Annotated in this window: 18 protein-coding genes and 1 pseudogene; 7 read left to right on the top strand and 12 right to left on the bottom strand. The window is 42.7% G+C overall.

Translation table 11 applies throughout. The features are described 5' to 3' along the window. Positions 1-271: 271 nt before the first annotated feature. From JOJ89_RS06160 to JOJ89_RS06150, 3 genes are read left to right on the top strand one after another with little or no spacing between them, the layout of a single operon-like run. Positions 272-1237, top strand: a complete 966-nt coding sequence (locus JOJ89_RS06160; protein WP_242524669.1) for an SDR family NAD(P)-dependent oxidoreductase — start codon at positions 272-274, stop codon at positions 1235-1237. Beyond that, positions 1234-1893 carry an acetyltransferase gene (locus JOJ89_RS06155; RefSeq protein ID WP_203289889.1) on the top strand — a complete coding sequence of 220 codons (660 nt, stop codon included), beginning with the start codon at positions 1234-1236 and terminating at the stop codon, positions 1891-1893. Before JOJ89_RS06160 ends, JOJ89_RS06155 begins: the two co-directional genes overlap by 4 nt. Next, positions 1886-2692, top strand: a complete 807-nt coding sequence (locus tag JOJ89_RS06150) for a glycosyltransferase family 2 protein (RefSeq protein ID WP_203289888.1) — start codon at positions 1886-1888, stop codon at positions 2690-2692. Before JOJ89_RS06155 ends, JOJ89_RS06150 begins: the two co-directional genes overlap by 8 nt. Before the next feature lie 8 nt (positions 2693-2700). Here the strand turns inward: JOJ89_RS06150 and JOJ89_RS06145 are convergent, their stop codons facing one another. The 4 genes and pseudogenes from JOJ89_RS06145 to JOJ89_RS06130 all read right to left on the bottom strand — a co-directional run bounded on the left by JOJ89_RS06145 (position 2701) and on the right by JOJ89_RS06130 (position 5698). Continuing rightward, entirely contained in the window at positions 2701-3159 is a 459-nt protein-coding gene (locus JOJ89_RS06145) for a dTDP-4-dehydrorhamnose 3,5-epimerase family protein (RefSeq protein ID WP_203289887.1), read from the bottom strand. Next, positions 3152-3963, bottom strand: a pseudogene (gene rfbD, locus JOJ89_RS06140) (dTDP-4-dehydrorhamnose reductase). Before rfbD ends, JOJ89_RS06145 begins: the two are co-directional and overlap by 8 nt. Before the next feature lie 47 nt (positions 3964-4010). Further along, positions 4011-4961, bottom strand: a complete 951-nt coding sequence (gene rfbB / locus JOJ89_RS06135; RefSeq protein WP_203289886.1) for a dTDP-glucose 4,6-dehydratase — start codon at positions 4959-4961, stop codon at positions 4011-4013. Continuing rightward, entirely contained in the window at positions 4958-5698 is a 741-nt protein-coding gene (locus JOJ89_RS06130; protein ID WP_203289885.1) for a sugar phosphate nucleotidyltransferase, read from the bottom strand. Before JOJ89_RS06130 ends, rfbB begins: the two co-directional genes overlap by 4 nt. Before the next feature lie 306 nt (positions 5699-6004). Here JOJ89_RS06130 and JOJ89_RS06125 point away from each other — a divergent pair, with 306 nt between their 5' ends. Both JOJ89_RS06125 and JOJ89_RS06120 read left to right on the top strand, forming a co-directional pair. Then, positions 6005-6277 (top strand): hypothetical protein, encoded by a 273-nt coding sequence (locus JOJ89_RS06125; RefSeq protein ID WP_203289884.1) that lies wholly within the window; start codon positions 6005-6007, stop codon positions 6275-6277. 144 nt (positions 6278-6421) lie between these two features. Continuing rightward, positions 6422-6733: a hypothetical protein gene (locus JOJ89_RS06120; protein WP_203289883.1), complete on the top strand. Its 312-nt coding sequence runs from the start codon at positions 6422-6424 to the stop codon at positions 6731-6733. A gap of 68 nt (positions 6734-6801) precedes the next feature. On the opposite strand, the gene JOJ89_RS06115 is transcribed toward JOJ89_RS06120, so the two are convergent. From JOJ89_RS06115 to JOJ89_RS06105, 3 genes are all read right to left on the bottom strand, one after another. Beyond that, positions 6802-8049 carry a glutamate-5-semialdehyde dehydrogenase gene (locus tag JOJ89_RS06115; RefSeq protein WP_203289882.1) on the bottom strand — a complete coding sequence of 416 codons (1248 nt, stop codon included), beginning with the start codon at positions 8047-8049 and terminating at the stop codon, positions 6802-6804. A gap of 15 nt (positions 8050-8064) precedes the next feature. Next, on the bottom strand, positions 8065-9150 hold the full coding sequence (proB, locus tag JOJ89_RS06110; RefSeq protein ID WP_203289881.1) for a glutamate 5-kinase: 1086 nt from the start codon (positions 9148-9150) through the stop codon (positions 8065-8067). Positions 9151-10029: 879 nt separating this feature from the next. Beyond that, positions 10030-10842 (bottom strand): uroporphyrinogen-III synthase, encoded by an 813-nt coding sequence (locus JOJ89_RS06105; RefSeq protein WP_203289880.1) that lies wholly within the window; start codon positions 10840-10842, stop codon positions 10030-10032. Positions 10843-11046: 204 nt separating this feature from the next. Between JOJ89_RS06105 and JOJ89_RS06100 the strand changes: the two genes are divergently transcribed. Together JOJ89_RS06100 and JOJ89_RS06095 are read left to right on the top strand one after the other, a co-directional pair. Continuing rightward, entirely contained in the window at positions 11047-11229 is a 183-nt protein-coding gene (locus tag JOJ89_RS06100; RefSeq protein WP_029282294.1) for a YolD-like family protein, read from the top strand. A gap of 111 nt (positions 11230-11340) precedes the next feature. After that, entirely contained in the window at positions 11341-11658 is a 318-nt protein-coding gene (locus tag JOJ89_RS06095; RefSeq protein WP_203289879.1) for a membrane lipoprotein lipid attachment site-containing protein, read from the top strand. A gap of 82 nt (positions 11659-11740) precedes the next feature. Here the strand turns inward: JOJ89_RS06095 and JOJ89_RS06090 are convergent, their stop codons facing one another. The 5 genes from JOJ89_RS06090 to JOJ89_RS06070 all read right to left on the bottom strand — a co-directional run bounded on the left by JOJ89_RS06090 (position 11741) and on the right by JOJ89_RS06070 (position 18430). Further along, entirely contained in the window at positions 11741-12307 is a 567-nt protein-coding gene (locus tag JOJ89_RS06090) for an SMI1/KNR4 family protein (protein WP_203289878.1), read from the bottom strand. Next, positions 12304-13317: a S66 family peptidase gene (locus tag JOJ89_RS06085; protein ID WP_203289877.1), complete on the bottom strand. Its 1014-nt coding sequence runs from the start codon at positions 13315-13317 to the stop codon at positions 12304-12306. The genes JOJ89_RS06090 and JOJ89_RS06085 overlap by 4 nt, the downstream gene beginning before the upstream one ends. A 36-nt stretch (positions 13318-13353) precedes the next feature. Continuing rightward, positions 13354-14850 carry a response regulator gene (locus JOJ89_RS06080; protein WP_203289876.1) on the bottom strand — a complete coding sequence of 499 codons (1497 nt, stop codon included), beginning with the start codon at positions 14848-14850 and terminating at the stop codon, positions 13354-13356. Continuing rightward, positions 14825-16693 carry a sensor histidine kinase gene (locus JOJ89_RS06075; RefSeq protein ID WP_203289875.1) on the bottom strand — a complete coding sequence of 623 codons (1869 nt, stop codon included), beginning with the start codon at positions 16691-16693 and terminating at the stop codon, positions 14825-14827. Before JOJ89_RS06075 ends, JOJ89_RS06080 begins: the two co-directional genes overlap by 26 nt. A 96-nt stretch (positions 16694-16789) precedes the next feature. After that, positions 16790-18430, bottom strand: coding sequence for a type 2 periplasmic-binding domain-containing protein (locus JOJ89_RS06070; RefSeq protein WP_203289874.1), 1641 nt, complete (start codon positions 18428-18430; stop codon positions 16790-16792). Between the last annotated feature and the right edge of the window lie 9 nt (positions 18431-18439).

The raw sequence follows: 18439 nt of genomic DNA, 5'->3' as shown, positions 1-18439 counted from the left end.
GGGCTTGTCCCGGAAGAATTTGTCTTGACCTAATACGGACAGATGGAATGATTCTTGCCGTCTATCATTGCAATTCTGTCCTATCAATAGGGACAGACTAATAGATTTCGGATGGAAAAATGTATGCATTTCCTAACTCCATTTTGAACCGGAAAACATATGATACTACTGACGTACCTAATTCAATTTCTTTATAAAGGAGGTTTTTAATATTAACCAGAATCACCCTTCAACTGTTCATTCAAATCTGCACACCTTCTATAAAGATAAAGTGATCCTCGTTACCGGAGGTACAGGTTCAATCGGCAGCCAGATTGTCAGGGAACTAGTAAACTATTCTCCAGCGAAAATTATTGTTTTCAGCAAAGACGACAGTAAACAATATTTGATGAAACAAGCATTAAGAGATTATTCAAATATTTATTACCTAATCGGCGACATTCGTGATTACCGCCGGGTGGAATATATATGCACGGATGTTGATTTTATCTTTCATACTGCTGCGTTAAAGCAGGTGCCTGCCTGTGAAGATAATCCAGATGAGGCGATCAAGACCAATCTTTTAGGCTGCATAAATCTCATAGAAGCTGCTTTAAAAAACCATGTTAAAAAAGTTATCAATATTAGTACAGATAAAGCGGTTAACCCTACAAATACGATGGGGGCAACAAAGCTTCTGTCTGAAAAGCTGTTTCATCAGGCAAATATGAAACTTAACAACCATGGAACAACTTTCAGCTCAGTAAGGTTTGGAAATGTTCTCGGTTCTCGAGGTTCCGTTATCCCGCTCTTATTTGATCAGCTGATGAACAGCCAGCCATTGACCATAACAGACCTTGGCATGACTCGGTTTTTTATGTCCATTCAAGAAGCAGTGCAGCTTACGATTAAAGCATGCGCATATTCTGATGGCGGAGAAACCTATATTCTGAAGATGAAAGCACTGAAGCTGTCTGATTTAGTTGTCGGTCTGAAACAATATGCAAAAGATCATCAGATCACTGAACCGGAAATCGCCATTATCGGAGCAAGAAAAGGCGAAAAGCTTTATGAAGAACTGGCTTCTGAACATGAGTTGCAGAATGTCTATGAAAATGACGAAATGTTTGCCATTTCTCATATCCTGCCTAAAAACGGGGCATTTAAAAAAACAAGTCTTACTGATTATCGTTCTGACAAAGTCAAAACAATCAGTCACATGGAAATGATGCAAATATTCAAGGATTTGAAAGCATGAGATGGGGAATCATCGGAACGGGCGGCCACAGTAAAACAGTGCTTGAAGCACTTATGAGTAAAAGTACTTTTTCCTCGGTCACTTTTTTCACAAAATTTTTTCCTGACTCACCATTTTTCACTTCCTACAAAGTATTAAAAGATGAAGAAGCTACAAGAGCTGCATTTGATCTTAAAATTGATTCGTGGCATGCAGCTATTGGGGATGTTTTCATCCGGGAAAAAAAGATGCAGGAGCTGATTAATCATCTCAGGAAATTGCCTGTCATCATCCATGACCGTTCGATTATCAGTCCTTCTTCTTTAATAGGTGAAGGGAGTTTTATTAATGCAGGGGCTGTCATTAATGCAGATGCTAGTATTGGAAAAGGCTGTATTATCAACACATTGGCTAGTGTTGATCATGACTGCAAAATCAGAGATTTTGTAAATATCGGCCCCGGTTCTAACCTTGCAGGAACTGTGACAGTAGGCAGTCGTACAGATATTGGGACCGGTGTCAGCATCATACCTGGAATAACAATTGGAACCGGATGCATTATAGGAGCAGGATCAGTTGTGGTCCGGGATATACCGGACCACAGTCTTGTCTATGGAGCTCCTGCCCGAGTCATTAAAAAAATAAATACCGACAGTGAGGGGAATCCGAATGAATAACTCAGGATTAACATCCATTATCATTCTCACTCACAACGGCCTTTCTTACACGAAAAAGTGTCTTGCCAGTCTGATGGAACATACACCTGAGAAAATCGAGATCATTGTAGTTGACAATGCTTCTTCAGACGGGACCATTGCTTATCTGGAATCCCTTTCTGGCATTATTTTGATTAAAAATAATGAAAACAAAGGATTTCCTGCAGGCTGCAATCAAGGATTGAATAAAGCGGCAGGGGAATATATCGTCCTTTTAAACAATGATACTGTCGTGACAAAGGAATGGCTAAAACGCTTGAAATGGTGTTTAGATCATCAGCCTCAAGCAGGTATTGCAGGACCAAGATCGAATTTGGTCCTGCCTCATCAAGCCGTCCGGCAAGTCCCCTATCATTCAATGGAGCAAATGCACAATTTCGCAAACGAGTTCTCTCAAAAAAACAACCAGCAAGGATTTCAGGCCAGTCATTTAAGCGGCCTCTGCATGATTTTCAAACACTCATTAGTAGAGGCGATCGGAGGATTTGACGAACGTTTTTCCCCAGGGTATTTTGAAGATACAGATTTTTCACTTAGGGCGAGAATTTATGGAAAAAAACTCTGGGTGGCTAATGATGTATTCATTCATCATTACGGAAACAGCAGCTTTAAAACAAACCGGACACTTCAGATAAAAACAGTAAAAAACAGCGAAAAGCAATTTAAAGAGAAGTGGAATATCCAGGATCTCAGCAAAATCGCACGAACTGCGGATAGAGAAAAGCCTTTTAATCCGGAACGTCATTACGTTCCATTTTAAAAGGCTCTTTATCTGTTCTCTGTTTCCCAGTTAAACCCAATAACAGGATCATTCCACGGAATTCGTTTTTCATCGGGTTCAAGGGGATTGTAGGGTTCAGTTGTAAAATAAATGATGACGGCCGGTTTCTCTCCAAGAACCCTGTAGCCGTGGGCAACACTTTTTGGAATCAGGAGCATAATCGGATTGTTTTCGCCCATATAATAGACATCCGTTTGTCCTTTAGTCGGGGAGTGCTCCCTGAGATCATATAGAACAACTTGCGCATTGCCTGAAGGAAAAAACCACAGATCATCTTGTTTCTCATGATAATGATAGGCTTTAATCACAGAAGGATAGCTCATTGACCAAGATGCCTGCCCGAACTTTGAAAGAAATTCCGGTTCATCTTCTCTTATGAGCTCGGCAAAAAATCCCCGGTCATCCAGGTGCTTTACGAGTTTCTTTGTTTTCACCCCGTCAATCATCCGAATTCTCCTTATTAAAAAAGTCTTTTAGAGCTTCTTGCCAGGGACGCAGCGGGGCAAACCCTGCTCTTTCCAGTGCATGATGAGCCATGACTGAATATGCAGGCCTTTTGGCAATCGATCCATAAAGATCTGTTGAAACCGGAAACACCTTCCCGGAATTGAGGCCTGCTTCGCGAACAATGGCTTTGGCGAATTCATACCAGGAGCAGGCACCTGTATTTGAAACGTGATAGATGCCGGTCGTCTTCTGATCCAGTTTCAAGATGATTTCCGCCAGATCTTTTACATAGGTTGGAGAGCCTATTTGATCCTCTACGACTCTGAGAACATTACCTCCTTTGGCCTGCCTGAGAATGGCTTTTAAGAAGTTTTTTCCCTTATGACCAAATAGCCAAGATGTACGAATAACTGTGCCTCTTTTATAGTCAAGAACACACTTCTCCCCATACAGCTTGCTCAAACCATAAACTGAAAGCGGAAAAGGAGTATCAGCTTCTGTATAAGGAGCTTTTTTTTTGCCGTCGAATACATAATCTGTGCTGATATAAATCAATCGTGCCTGGACAGCTTCTGCAGCTCTGGCTACGGCTGCAGTCCCCCGCCAGTTTACCTCAAAGGCTTTTCTGCGATTTGCTTCACACTGGTCAACATCCGTAAATGCCGCTGCGTGTATAATCATTTCAGGTTTTTTTGACCGATGACTTTCTGGACTTCCTCTTTATTTGCTACGTCTAAATCACTTTTTGTAAGAGCTGTTACCTGCTGGTTTTGCTGCAGCTGTCTTGAGAGCTCTCTTCCCAATTGACCGCCTGCACCTGTTATCAGTACATTCAAGACATCACCTGCTTTCAACCGAGCCTTTGTCTATACCATTCTATTGTTCTTTTGATACCTTCATGAAAGGAAATTGAAGGTGACCATCCAAGATCTTTTTCTATTTTAGATGAATCTATGGCGTATCTGCGATCATGGCCTTTACGGTCCTCGACATACTCAATCAGGTTAATGTCTTTGCCAGTCTGTTTTAATATTTCTTCTATGACTTCTCTATTTGTTTTTTCGGTATTTCCGCCAATATTGTAGACTTCTCCCGATATTCCTTTTTCAAGCACCGAGTAAATAGCCCTGCAGTGGTCCTCCACATAGATCCAGTCACGGATATTTAGTCCATCGCCGTACAGAGGAATTTTTTTATCCGTTAGGGCATGCGTAATAACTTTGGGAATAAACTTTTCAAGGTGCTGCATAGGGCCGTAATTGTTGCTGCATCTAGTTATAATCACTGGCAGGCTGTGAGTTTGATAGTAGGAGCGGACAAGCAGATCGGCACTTGCTTTAGTTGCTGAATAGGGATTATTGGGTAAAAGAGCGGACTGCTCTGTGAAAGGAGGTTCACTGCGGGAAAGAGAGCCATAGACTTCATCCGTAGAAATTTGGATCATTTTATTTGCTTTTCCGGTCAGGACAGCCTGAAGGAGATGAAATGTTCCGTTAATATTTGTAGAAATAAAAGGAGACGCATCCGAAATACTTCGATCTACATGTGTTTCTGCAGCAAAATTAATGATGGCATCATATTTTTGATCAAAGATCAGAGATTCCTTTTCCAGGCTGCTAATATCATATTGAATAAATCGATAGCGTCCTGAGGCGTTAAAGGAATGAATATTCTTTGAACTGGCGGCATACGTCAGAAAATCTGCATTTGTAATTGAATAATCGCTATTTTTTAAGAGATAGGTGATGAAGTTCGCCCCGATAAAGCCCGCGCCCCCTGAAATCAAGACATGCTTTGTCATAGATCAGCCTCCCAATCTGTCATGCCATTTACAAGCTGGTTTGCCTGAAAAAGGGATTCATGCGTGCCTGCGTCAACCCACCATCCTTCTAATATATCAAAATAAAGCCGGCTGTTTGCTAGATACATCTTGTTGACGTCGGTAATTTCAAGTTCATTGCGATCAGAGGGACGCAGTTTTTTAATATAGTTGAAAACAAGAGAATCATACATATAAATTCCGGTTACACAATAGGGAGATAGCGCGCATTGCGGTTTTTCATGGATAGATTCTATTTGACTGCCATCCTGATTCAGAACCGCTACACCATAACGTTCCGGATCCTTGACTTTTTTCAGAAAAACTCTAGCCCCTGATGACTGTTTTTTATATTCGTTTACAAAAGAAACTAACGAATCTTCGAAAATATTATCTCCCAGCAGCACGACAAACTTTTCATTTTGAACAAAGCGGCAGGAGCACAGGAGAGCATCAGCTGCACCGCCTCCATCCTTTTTCTGAACTTCATACTGAAGAGAAACATTTAATATATCTCCATTGCCGAGCATGCTCTTAAAAGAACCGATGTGCTCCTTATTTGTGACAATCATAATGTCTTTTATACCTGCATTGCTCAGCTTTTTTATAGTCCAATAAATCATTGGGTACCTTCCTACTGGCAGCAGGTGTTTATTCATGACTTTTGTAAATGGGTCCAATCGAGACCCTGATCCGCCTGCAAGTATGACTCCCTTCATAGATACATACCGCCTTTAAACCGCTGATTTTAACCTTCATCACATATGTATGTTTCTTGAGGCAAAGATGACATTAACGGTACCCATTTCCTTAGAGTCATATCCCTCACTTTAAGAACATACTCCCTTTAATACCATGCTAAACAGCAGTCTATCAGCATTTTCACTGTTTTTTCAACAACAGGCGATTGACCGTAACTGATCTTGTCTGATTCTATATAATATAGCAAAAGGAAAAAGGTATTATTTTACATTTATACCTTTTCTTTTCTTTTTATATTCTTTATGTAAAGGAGTGTGCTTTTATTGTCTAAAGACGAAAGCAGAAAAGGTTTAAGAAGTGAACTGCTTAGATTGCGGAACAGAAATGTAGCCATTGTTACCTCTGGTGGTACATTTGCTGGTTCATTAACATTCACGCAAAATCGTGAAATTATTCGCTTAGCCCCCAATGCCCCAGGTTTGCTTCCTTCAGCAATATCTCTAAGAGAAATTGAAAATGTTACTGATCTCTCCTCACTGTCCATTAATGAATACGTGGCATTTGTGGCAGCAGAAGAACTGAACAATTACCGGTAATTGTCCAGGTCTCTGAGGAGTTTTTTGGTCGTTTGCCGTTCCTAAATGATTAAAAATGTATATATTGTAAGAACGAAATGAGGTTACCCGTTTTATTTTTAACCCATTTTATAAATTATTTTTCAATGCAAAGGAGAGTTAAAATTGTCAAAAGATAATAAGCCATGTAAATTTTGGGAAGATGAGCTGGAAAGATTAGACGGTCAGAATGTTACAATTATTACATCTGGAGGTACATTTGCAGGTCAGCTTGCGTTTGAAGATGAAGGCTGTATCGTGAGACTTGCACCAAGTGCTCCTGGTCTATTTCCTGCAACTATCTCCGTTCCGGAAATAGAAGTAATCAGTGATTTATCATCCCTTAACAGTGATGACTTCGAAGCATTCCTTCAATCACTCGAAGGTTCAGGCTTTTTGAGAAACTTCTTCCCTCCGTCAACTACCCTCTTTTTCTAGTAAAAAGCTGAAGATTTTCTTTAAAGCATATAAAAGGAGGCTGCGCCGGTTTGCAGCTTCCTTTTTTCTTATTCTCTAATCTGACCCCTACCTGTAATAATATATTTTATTGTGGAAAGGGCACTAAGCCCCATAGGTCCTCTTGCATGCAATTTTTGCGTACTGATGCCGATTTCGGCACCGTATCCGAATTCGAAGCCGTCAGTAAAACGAGTGGATGCATTATGATAGACTGCTGCAGCATCGACCAGATTCTGAAATTTCAATGCATCATTTTTATTTTCGGTAACAATAGCCTCTGAATGCTTTGTTCCATAACGGTTTATGTGCTGAATTGCTTCATCAGTACTCTCTACTGATTTTATACTTACTTTTAATGAAAGGTATTCTGCAGCCCAGTCTTCTTCTAACGCAAGTTCGGCATCACGTAAATGAGAACAGATTTTTTCATCTCCCACAATCTTTACAGACAGCTCATTCAATTTGCTGAGTAAATCTGCTCCGTATTGATGAAGCCACTTTTCATGAATCAACAGTGATTCCGCTGCGTTACAGACAGATGGACGCTGTGTTTTAGCATTGATCACAATTTTCTCTGCCATCTGAGGATCAGCAGATTCATCAATATAAATATGGCAGTTTCCTGCACCAGTTTCCAGTACTGGAACGGTTGACTCTCTGACTACAGTATCTATCAGGTTTTTTCCGCCCCGCGGAATCAGTACATCCAAGTATTCATTTAACGTGAAAAGCTGTTTGGCGGTTTCTCTGCTCGTGTCTTCAATCAGCTGAACCGCTTCATGAGGGATCGATGACTGCTCAAGTGCGCGGTGGATCACGCTGACGAGCGCTTTATTTGAATGGATGGACGAAGAGCTTCCCCTTAAAATGACGGCATTTCCTGTTTTCAGCGACAGAGTTGCAGCGTCAATCGTCACATTTGGCCGCGCTTCATAAATCATTCCGATTACGCCGAGCGGCACGCGTTTTTTCTGGATAAGCAGCCCATTTTCTTTTTGGATCGTCTCGAGGACCTCTCCTACAGGATCCTCCAGACTGATTAACTGGCGAATCGCAATAGCCATATCATCGATTCTTTGTTCAGTCAGCAGCATGCGGTCAAGGATGGAATCTGTCATGCCCGCCTTTTTTCCGGCCTCAATATCTTTTTGATTCTCTTTTATTAAAAAATCACGCTCTGCTTCAAGCTGCCCTGCTATTTGTTCCAGTGCACGGTTTTTTTCTTCTGTCGGCACCTGCATCATGTCATAGCTGACCGCCTTGGCAACTTTCCCTTTCCTCATAACCTCACTCATGGTTATCCCTCCGTTTCACGCTTTGACCCATCGGTCGCGGTGTATCACTTCGATGGATGCAAGCACAGCTCCTGCTTCTTTTGTCCGTTTTCCCATTACCTGCTTTAATGTTTCAGAGGAACAGTAAACCTCTCCTTTTCCAAGCACTCCGTTCGGCCCGTGAACTTCCACAACGTCACCGGATTCAAATGTTCCCGAAATGTCGCAAACACCTGCAGGCAATAAACTTTTCCCCTTCATAATGAGAGCAGACTCTGCTCCTTCATCAATAAAAATTTTCCCTTTGACTAAAGAATGAAGGGCAATCCACTGTTTGCTGCTTTTAAGGAAAGAGCGGGCTTCTATGTAGGTTCCATCGCCTTCACCACTTAGAATGCGAATGAACTTATCGTCGCCTCTTCCCGTTCCGATAAAAACAGATACCCCAAGCTCAATGGCAGTTTTCGCCGCAGAAAGCTTGGATTTCATCCCGCCGGTTCCGACTGAAGACCCCGCTCCTTCTGCTCCAAGCATCATTTCATCCGTAATGCCGGTCAAACGGTCATACCTTTTCGCATCTGTGTGATCGCGCGGATTTTTGTCATACAGTCCGTTGATATCCGTTAAAATAACGAGCTCATCGGCCTGAACAAGCCCGCTGACAAGTGCAGACAGCATGTCATTATCACCAAACGTCAGCTCCTCAACAGAAACCGTATCATTTTCATTGATAATCGGGATGATGCCTCTGTCTAGCAGTTCGCGAATTGTTGCAAAAGCATTTCTGTAACGCTCTTTTGATGAAAAATCCGTCCGGGTCAGCAAGATCTGGGCAGGAACAAAGCCATATGCCCCAAGCTGAACCATATACGCCTGAATCAGCAGGCTCTGGCCGACAGCAGCCGCGGCCTGCCTGCCTTTAAGCGTAAGGGGTCTGGCCGGATAACCAAGCTTGCGGAAACCTGCCGCAACAGCACCCGATGAAACGAGCAGCACTTCATGCCCTGCTTGTCTCAGCCGCGCAAGCGCTGCAATATGATCGGTGAACTTTTCCTGATCGATTTCTCCTTTCCTGTTCGTAAGAGAACTGCTCCCGATTTTAACAACAATCCGTTTTTTCATGAGGGTTGGCCTCCTTTAGTTTAGTAGATGGATGGAAGATTTTTTTGGGCAAAAGTGCCGCCGGGTTACGACCTTTTAGCTGCCGCTTTTTTGTATGAAGGGTTATATCTCCCTGGCTTATGACCTTTCAGCTCCTTCTTTTTGGTACGAAGGGTTATATCTCCCTGGCTTATGACCTTTCAGCTCCTTCTTTTTGGTACGAAGGGTTATATCTCCCTGGCTTATGACCTTTCAGCACCTTCTTTTTGGTACGAAGGGTTATATCTCCCTGGCTTATGACCTTTTAGCTACTCCCTCTTTGTACGAAGGGTCATTTCTCAACGGCTTATGACCTTTCAGCTATTCCCTCTTTGTACGAAGGGTCATTCCTCAACGGCTTATAACCCTTTAGCTACTCCCTCTTTGTACGAAGGGTCATTTCTCAACGGCTTATGACCCCTTCAGCTACTCCCTCTTTGTACGAAGGGTCATTTCTCAACGGCTTATGACCCCTTCAGCTACTCCCTCTTTGTACAAAGGGTTATATCACGCCGCATTATGACACTTTATCAACTGCCTGAAAGAAATTTTATGATGCTAAGAACAAAAACCTTGGAATAAAAAAAGCCCTCCCCGTCCTGTAAAATAAGGACGAAAAGGGCTTTGCTCTCCGTGGTACCACCTTGGTTGGATGCACGTGGCATCCCGCTTTGCCTGATAACGCCAGGCTGATGGCGCCTGTGTGTTTGGCACAGGACTCGGCAGGCAGGTTCTGCGGCTTTGCTGCTGCGGGGTCTCTCAGCTTATAAACCCCGCTCTCTTTTGCACAAAGTCCCGCATACTAGTCCCGCTTCAGCGTTCATTGATTTTTATATATTATGCGCAGTCGGAAGGCTTATGTCAATTGTTTTTTTCATAATAATTGGCAAGTTCGATGATCATTGCACCCATTCGTTCAAGATCAGGAGCAAGAGGATTATCTACCCCCTCTTCTGTGAGGGCTTCAGCTGTAATTTTCCCGACGGCTACTGGAAGTGTACGCGTTTTGAACGCTTCAAGTACATCCGCCGTTAAATCATGCTTTTTCACATATTGGAAAAACTCGCGAACCTGGATGGCAGCGGTAAAGCATACCGCATCAATTTCTCCTGCTTTCAGTTCATCGCATAGCAGGCTGACTGCTTTTTCATCAGGTGAAATGTGGCGGTACGGGAGCACCTGGTGGACAGATGCGCCTTTTTCTTCAAGAAACCTTATGAGTGCAGGTGCTGTCTCACCGTGCAGCTGCACCATGACTCTTTTTCCGGAAAAGTCTTCCTTTTCCAAAGCGCGGATAAGGCCTCTGGTTGTTCCGTCATCATCCTTTTTTAATGGAGCCAATCCAAGCTTTTTAAGCGACGCAAAGGTTTTGTATCCTCTGGAAGCAATGTTCGACTCACGGAGCTGTTTTAAGAATGCTTCTTCCTCCCCCAGCTGACGGGACAGCTTCACCAGAGTTTCTGTTCCAATCCCTGTCGTCAGGATGGTCCAGTCCGCTCCCTCATTTATGTACTTGCGCAAATCCGGTTCCACCTGCTCTTCAGCCAGAAAAACGGTTCCCTGCAGAGAGCGGACAAGCGGAGTGCCCCCCTGTTTTTCAATCAGCGTACTGATTTCGTCTGTTTTTCTAGATCCTGCAATGACAACTTTTTTGCCTTCCAAACCTCTTCCCATGCTGTGCGTCCCCTTTTCTGGAGTCTTTTAATTAAAGGTATCACGTGCAGAGAACCTGTTCAATGTGTTTTTTTTCACAAAGTGTTCAAACTTTATGTAATCGCTTTCAAAAACCTGTAGTATAATAGGAATATATTCATAGAAAACGATTACATTTTAAATTAATCCCTTTAAATAAACACGAAAACGGAAGGAGACATTCACATGATTTTAAAAGCATTGAGGCGCAATAAACTTGTAACTGTTAACTACTACATCGACGGTGCCGTTCAGACACTGAAAGGCCGCGTCCGCAATCTCGACCTGAGCGATCAGACCCTGTCACTTGAAGACGAAGATAAGAATGTCTTTTCAATCAGGCTGGCGGGAATTAAAGAAATTTATTAAGACCTGAAAAGAGCATCAAGAAAGCTGATGCTCTTTTTTTGTGTGACATGTGAAACGAAACGCATTTTTCTCCGTCTACTTCAGCAACACCGTTTCCAGAAGGAGGAAAAAATGAAGAAGATTCTTTTTGCCGCATGTATTTGTATTGTACTTGCCGGGTGCAGCCAGCAGGAGAACAAACAGTCCTACGCAGCTCTGCTTATGGCAGATGGGAAAGATTATCATGCAGAGGGTTTGTCTGAAGAGTATTCGCTTGGAAAAGAGCTTGGGAGGATTTCAAATAAAGTGGATGCGAGTGTTAAACCATCGCAGAATTTCTTATCGAATTACCTCGATAAAGGGACAGTCCTTTACCGTGCCAAAGAGGAAGAATCTGTGATCCTAGTGAAAAAAGGTGAAAAAATAGAAGTTTTTAAAGCTGCCGAATAAGGCAGCTTATTTTTTGAAGAGGCTTTCGCTTCTGTAAAAAAAGCACACCCCCTAAAGGTGTGCTTTTCTCCCAATAAAAGAATCAAGTAAATTCATAGTAAAGATCATTCTCAATCTGCTCTTTTCCTTCTTCCACAACGGATCGGAGCAATTGTTCAAGCGAATAAAAGCTTCGAATCGTTCTTTTCGTTTTGTAAGACACCTCATGCACATCTCCGGTGCTGTCAATTGCGTAATAAGCCTGCTTGACAAACGAGTCGGCAAAGATAAAGTGGTCTGGAGGGGTCCGTTTTCGTTTATAAAGCTGCTGCAAATCTTCCAGAGGGAAAGGTGAAAAAGACTCTTCTTCCTCACTCATTCCCCGGTAAGTGTCAGGCGCTTTACCTGCAATTCTCAAAAGGTCAAAGAACCAGCAGCCGTTTGTGAAGAATAAACATTCTTTGTACTGAAATGGAAAGACAGTCTGCATTTGCTCCTCGAAACGGGCGATTTCACTGACAGTAAGGGGAGGCTGCAGAGCAGTGTGCCATCTTCCCTCGTCAAGTTCCCCTAAGAGCATCGTCTTGTTTCTCAGGTTTTTATAACTTCCCCCGTAAATAGCGAGGATTTCGTTTTTAATGGTTTCGTAAAAAACGTTTACTTCCATCATCTAAACTCCTGAACAACAATCCCTTTTCCATTCTCCACTGTCACGTCCGCAAAAGCACCGTTTATCAGGGTCAGCTGCGGAGGCTGGTGTCCGCAGTCAATATCGTAGATGACAGGTACTCCAAGTTCAGATGCGAGATCCTCATAGACATCCTCTGCCGTATACCCCTCTACCGGATGGTTGGCCGGGCTTCTTCCAAAAAGGATTCCTGAGCAATTTTCAAACCAGCCGGCCATTTTCAGCTGGACAAGCGATATGCGCAAATCCGTTGCAGAAAGCGCGCAGTTTTCAAAATACCAGATGATCGGATCGCCGGCGATATGCTTTTTGGAAAAAGCCTCAACATCCCCAAGCGGTGTGCCTGCCAGATGTTTAATCACATCAATGCAGCCTCCGAGCAGGCGTCCCTTGACCTGTTCATCTTGACCGGACACTGTTTTCCAGACAGTTGGTTCTGTCAGATGATACACATGGGGTGTCGGGTTCTCGTGCTGCCACTTTTCTTGGTACTTTTCTGAGGAGATTTGAGTCACTTTCCCTCCTCTTTCTGTTTTCAGGACGGTTTCCCACATGGCAGAGGTTGGGTCGGACGATTCACCTCTTAAATCAATCAGGTTCGTTCCGTGAGCTGTTGCCATCCCCGTTTTAAGAGTAATAGCAAGTGTAAGTACGCTGACATCGGAGTATCCCAAAATCCATTTTTCCTTTATGGCATCGTAATCGACACCTTCCAGCATTTCCATCGCAAGCTCGCCGCCCCAAGGAGGGAGAATGAAGTCAATTCGATCATCCTGCATCATTTGATTTAATTCCTCTGATCGTTTTGCTGCGTGTGCGGATTTTGCTTTTTCCTGCGTCCAGGCTGTTTCACCTGTAATAATGGTATATCCCCTGGATTCCATTTTTTCAGAGGCCTGCTTCAGCAGTCCGTGCAATTCCTGCGGAACACCAGACGACGGGGCGGTTACTCCTATTACGGCATTTGATTTTAACAATGGATATGTAATCATTTTATCTGCCTCCCGATGATTTCCTGGAAAATAAGATTATGTCTGTTCCTTCGCGGCTGAAATGCCGGCCGCCTCCCTGAATTCCTTCGGTGATATGCCTTCAAGCTCACGGAATACGCGGGCAAATTGCTTCGGGTTTTTGTAGCCGACCCTGTCACTGACTTCAAAGATTTTCAAGTCAGGATCTTGAAGCAGTCTCTTGCTGTTTTCAATGCGGACCTTTTTCAGGTAATCGACAAAATTTTGACCGGTATTTTCCTTGAACACATGGCTGAAATAGGAGTAGTTCAGGGATATGTGATTGGAAACAACGGCAAGATTCAGGTCTTTTTGATAGTTTTCGCCGATAAATGCAAGTGCCTGTTCCATATAGGTCTGTTCAGTTGAGATCGACTTCAGCTGCTTCATATATTCATGTAGCCTCAGGATCAGTTCCTGTGTTTCATGAAAGTAATGATAGAAATCGCGGAAGCTGTAGAGATCCTCCATATGGGAAAGCTTCTTAAATGCGGCTTTTGATTCTTCTCCAAACCGCTCAAAAAAAGGTTCATAGATGATTCTGTTTATTTCATGATGGATGCTTTCGAGATAGTCGATCGAATAGGCTGTGATTCTTTCATGATCAAGTACTTTAAGCAGCAGAGACTTAATTTCCTGTTCTCTGATTGTTCCGAGCATGTTTTTGATTTTCTTGATTTCCTCAATGGGAAGCATGTCTGCTGCAGGTTTAGATGTAACCGTCTTGTAATCGATAAATGAGTGTCTCGGGTGGACAAACGAATATTTACTTGCCTCAGCAGCTTCCAGATAGGCCTCTCTGATTTCAGAAAAATCGGTTTTCTGCACGCTGCAGCCTATTTCTGCTTCAGGGATGTGCTGTTTAAGCAAATCGAGAACAGTTTGATCTTCTGTCAGAATGACGGTCCGGTCTTTCTGGTCCAGGAACAGGATTTCTTTTTTCAATACCTGCTCTGCTTTTTCGAAGAGGTTTCTCCCCTGATTCATAACGGCAATGAAATAGTGACCGCTTTTAGCTTCAAGCTTTGATTCCCCGCAAATTTCTTTAATTCGTTCTTTTGACAGAAGCGGATTCAGCAGGATGTACTGAATTTGTCTTAGCTGTTCCTCTTCAAGTTCCTGCTGAACGAGTGTTTTTGTCTTTTCCAGATCTTCCATTGAACTGCGGACGGTCTGGAACAGCTCGTTTCTGTTCACTGGTTTTAAAAGGTAATCCTTTACTTTGCATTTAATAGCTGCCTTTGTATATTCAAAATCATCATAACCGCTTAAAATGATCAGGATCGGTTTTTCGTCCGCGTCCTGCAGGGTGCGGATCAGTTCAATTCCGTTCATGCGGGGCATTTTTATATCTGTGATGAGAAGATCGATTTGTTCCCTGTTCATGATATCCAGTGCCATAAGCCCGTCTCCCGCTAGGAAAATATTCATTTCGCCCGGGAATTCCCGTTCAATCATGGCTTTAATGCCAAGCCTGATATTTGATTCATCATCCGCTATTAACAGATTGTACATGCTGTAAGTCCCCCTTTGTCTGCAAGTCTGGTACTAGGAATGAAACTTTTGTAAAAGCTCCCTCTTCGCTTTCTATTTGAAGTCCATAATCCGTTCCATAATGCAGGAGCAGCCGCTCATTTACGTTTACAAGCCCGATTCCAGACCCGTGAAGCGTTTCGGTATGCTGTCCTGCTGTAATTTTTTCAGACAGGCCGTCTTTCTCTCTATCATTCATCCCGGTCCCGTTATCTTCTATCTCGATCAATATTCCGCTGTCCGTTCTTTCTGCACTTAATTTGATAACGCCCTGCTTTTCAGCAAGCAATGGAATCAGACCATGCTTGACTGAATTTTCTACGATTGGCTGAAGAGACATCTTCAGCACTTCTGATGCCAGAAGCTTGTCCGGCACATCGACTTTGAGCGTCAGTCTGTTCTCAAGCCGCAGATTCATAATGTCAATATAATGTTTGATATGCGTCAGTTCTTCCTGAAGCAGCACAAAATCATTTTTCCATTTAAGATTGTAGCGCATCATGGAACCGAGGGAGGTTACGGCATCGGACGTCTCGTAATCTCCTTTTATTTCCGCCATCATCTTGATGTTTTCAAGTGTATTAAATAGAAAATGAGAATCGATTTGTGTCTTAAGAGCTTTAAGCTCTGCTTCTTTTGTTACGGCATTTTTATGCACAGCTTCAGCAATCAGGCGGTTAATTTTTGCCAGCATGCTTCTGAAATGGTAGGCAAGCTGTCCGATTTCGCTGTATTCATCCACTTCAACTTTCACACCGAAGTCACCCGCTTCAGCTTTTTTCATCGTGCTCATCAGCCTGTACATCTCTTTCAGCAAATACGAGATCATTTTGTATGTTAAAAACGAGAGAATCAGCACGAGGAACACAATGCCCCCAAGGACGAGATTCCCGGTGTTTTCTGTATCTGCAAAAATGGTTTCAAGAGAGACCAGGCTCAGCATATAGGAATCGATCGCTTCAATATAGACAGCTCCAGCAAGAATCGGAAGCCCTTGGTCTTCATAGTAAAAAGAGAAGGATTCTTTCTTCTTTTCCTTTTCAAAGTGGCTTGTAAGTGTATCTATACGAATCTCATTTTCTTTTAAAAAGCGGTTTTCAGGATTGACAATATAATTGCTGTTCTGGTCAATGACCATCATCGCAGAATCACCTGCGTCAACCGTACTGAACATTTTCGGGAAAAAGTTCTTTTGAAGCATGCTGATTTCAATGATGCCCAAATGTTCATCCTTCGGGTAATCCAGCTCCCGCAAGACTGAAATCTTGGCATTCGCCCGGTATGGATAGCGTCCGAGGATATCGTAATCCTGCTGTTCATACCACCACATTTCCATGCCGTTTCGGTCGATGGCTTCCTGCTTCCATGGCTTATCGGCAATCCGCTCCTCACTGAAAAGGATCGGCCACATTTCGTTTACGAAGGGATTGTTTGTGTAAAGGTGAATGTTTTCAATGGTTGGATTATTCACCTGAAGCCTTGATACATTTGAGAACGCATTCATTTTAAAGTTCAGCAGTTCGTCCACATTTGTTTCATCTCTTGATTTCACAAAATCAATAAATTCATTATCAGAGACGACCATCTGTGCCGTTCTCCTCATCGATTCGATATTGTTTTCGATATGAACTTTTTCTACTTCAAGGAGATATTCATTTTTTGTTGTAATGTCCTTTATCGCACTTTCATCCACTTGCCTCGTATAAATCAGGGTAAATGCAACGACTGGAATCATAATGATGAAAATATATAAGGCGATGAATTTTTGCTGCAATGAGAGTTTGAGGAACATTTCGAAGATCTTTGTTTTTATATTTCCTGCCATGGTGACACCTGCTGTTCTTTTGACGTTCTTTTTAGTATAAGGGATTTCTTCCCCGGATAATAGGGAAAAAAAAGGCTGCCGAAGCAGCCCTTTTTCTTACTTTTCTCCAGCATTCAGTTTTTCATTATTCTTTTCAAACATTTTCTTCTGGTACTCTTCTACTTTGTCATAGCCGTAATCTTCACGTTTTTTCAAGTAAGCTTTCATCACCTTATCAAACTCTTTGTCTGATTTTGCAAGAAGCAGCTTCGGAAGTGTTTTTCCCCATTCCTGGCTGATTTTCGTACTTGCAATGGCTTCTGCAGAAGTACCTGTCGGATTCAGGCCGTCATAAGCTGCAAAGCTGACTGTTTTGCCTTTTGTCCAGTCTTCCAATTGCTTGAACGGCTCCGCAGTAGGCGGGTTCCAAGGAAGACTCATATTCGTATCCATCAGCATCCAGTGTTTATAAGAAGCGCCGTATTGCTGGTCGAAAGCTGTTCTGTCCTTTGTTAGAAGGTCAAGAACTTCCGGTTTGAACTGAGGTTTTCCGTCTGTCTCATCGTACGTCACGCCTTTCTCACCGAAGAAGAAATCTTTTTGTCCTTCTTCACTGATCAGGTAGCTCATGAAAGCAATTGCACGGTCTTTGTCTTTTACATCTTTGGAGATAAGAGTAACTGTCCAGCCGGAAATGCTGTCCCCTGCAAGTGTCGGTTGATCACCTGCAGCGTTGGCAGGACCATCAACAGCAATATAGACAGAATTTGGATCTTTCGCATAAAGAGCCTGCTGCTGAGCAGCCATGTCACTGCGCTGATAGAGCATAGCGAAGTAGCGGCCTTGAGCAATTTTCTCTTCCATTTGCGGACGTTTGTCTACAAAAATATCTTTTGCAAGCAATCCTTCTTCATTAGCTTCTCTGAATGTTTTCAGCCATTTTACATATTCTTTATCTTCTGTGCGGTCATACAGCTTGCCGTCTTTTTCCATTGGAATGGCAAGGAAGTTTTGAAGATAAGCTTCAAGTGATGTATTACCTACATCTGTAAATTCATGAAGGCCAAGCGGAATAAGCGGTGCGCCGTTTACTTCAGGGAATTTTTCTTTTGCAGCTTGAAGAGCTGAAACAAACCCTTCAGGTGTGCTCATATCAGGACTTCCAAGTGCTTCGTACATATCTTTTCTTACTAAGAATGTTTGGTTAGAAGGCTTTAAGTCTTTGTATTTCTCAAAATCCTTTGGAGAAGATGATGCATTCGGGTAAGCGTATACATTTCCGTTCTCCTGTTTGTACCACTCAAGCTTTGCGTTATCTGCTACTTTAAAGAAGTATGGATCATATTCTTCAGCAAGTTCATTTAGTGGAAGAACAAGTTCGCCTTCCTGCATTTTCTTAACAGCATCTTCCCACCAGCCAAGGGTGATAAAATCAGGAAGCTTGCCTGAAGCAATCATTGTATTCATTTTCTCTGCTTCGTTTCCGGCAGGAGAAATGTAGTTGATTGAAACGCCTGTTTTATCTGTTACATACTTTGAAACGGCGTCCTCTCCCCATTTTGATGCGAACCAGGAAAAGTTGACATACCAGTCAAATGTAATCGGCGATGTATCTGCTTTCCATGCAGGCTCATCTGCTGAAACAGGCTTTTTGTTTTCTTTCTCCCCTGATGAAGCGGTTTCATTATTACATGCAGCTAGCATGGAAAGAAGAAGAACCGCTATAAGGAAAATGGACAGACTCTTAAACTTTTTCATAGTAAACCC

Source organism: Metabacillus sp. cB07, from assembly GCF_016839225.1.
GTDB classification, from domain to species: Bacteria; Bacillota; Bacilli; order Bacillales; family Bacillaceae; genus Bacillus_P; species Bacillus_P indicus.
Note: the sequence above shows the minus strand (reverse complement) of the source record. Positions and strands in the feature narration are given on the sequence as shown.

Excerpts from the sequence above, each read along its gene's own strand:
- JOJ89_RS06155 (WP_203289889.1), top strand. The coding sequence starts at position 1,234 with ATGAGATGGGGAATCATCGGAACGGGCGGCCACAGTAAAACAGTGCTT.
- JOJ89_RS06150 (WP_203289888.1), top strand. The coding sequence starts at position 1,886 with ATGAATAACTCAGGATTAACATCCATTATCATTCTCACTCACAACGGC.
- JOJ89_RS06145 (WP_203289887.1), bottom strand. The coding sequence starts at position 3,159 with ATGATTGACGGGGTGAAAACAAAGAAACTCGTAAAGCACCTGGATGAC.
- rfbB (WP_203289886.1), bottom strand. The coding sequence starts at position 4,961 with ATGACAAAGCATGTCTTGATTTCAGGGGGCGCGGGCTTTATCGGGGCG.
- JOJ89_RS06130 (WP_203289885.1), bottom strand. The coding sequence starts at position 5,698 with ATGAAGGGAGTCATACTTGCAGGCGGATCAGGGTCTCGATTGGACCCA.
- JOJ89_RS06115 (WP_203289882.1), bottom strand. The coding sequence starts at position 8,049 with ATGAGTGAGGTTATGAGGAAAGGGAAAGTTGCCAAGGCGGTCAGCTAT.
- proB (WP_203289881.1), bottom strand. The coding sequence starts at position 9,150 with ATGAAAAAACGGATTGTTGTTAAAATCGGGAGCAGTTCTCTTACGAAC.
- JOJ89_RS06105 (WP_203289880.1), bottom strand. The coding sequence starts at position 10,842 with ATGGGAAGAGGTTTGGAAGGCAAAAAAGTTGTCATTGCAGGATCTAGA.
- JOJ89_RS06100 (WP_029282294.1), top strand. The coding sequence starts at position 11,047 with ATGATTTTAAAAGCATTGAGGCGCAATAAACTTGTAACTGTTAACTAC.
- JOJ89_RS06095 (WP_203289879.1), top strand. The coding sequence starts at position 11,341 with ATGAAGAAGATTCTTTTTGCCGCATGTATTTGTATTGTACTTGCCGGG.
- JOJ89_RS06090 (WP_203289878.1), bottom strand. The coding sequence starts at position 12,307 with ATGATGGAAGTAAACGTTTTTTACGAAACCATTAAAAACGAAATCCTC.
- JOJ89_RS06085 (WP_203289877.1), bottom strand. The coding sequence starts at position 13,317 with ATGATTACATATCCATTGTTAAAATCAAATGCCGTAATAGGAGTAACC.
- JOJ89_RS06080 (WP_203289876.1), bottom strand. The coding sequence starts at position 14,850 with ATGTACAATCTGTTAATAGCGGATGATGAATCAAATATCAGGCTTGGC.
- JOJ89_RS06075 (WP_203289875.1), bottom strand. The coding sequence starts at position 16,693 with ATGGCAGGAAATATAAAAACAAAGATCTTCGAAATGTTCCTCAAACTC.
- JOJ89_RS06070 (WP_203289874.1), bottom strand. The coding sequence starts at position 18,430 with ATGAAAAAGTTTAAGAGTCTGTCCATTTTCCTTATAGCGGTTCTTCTT.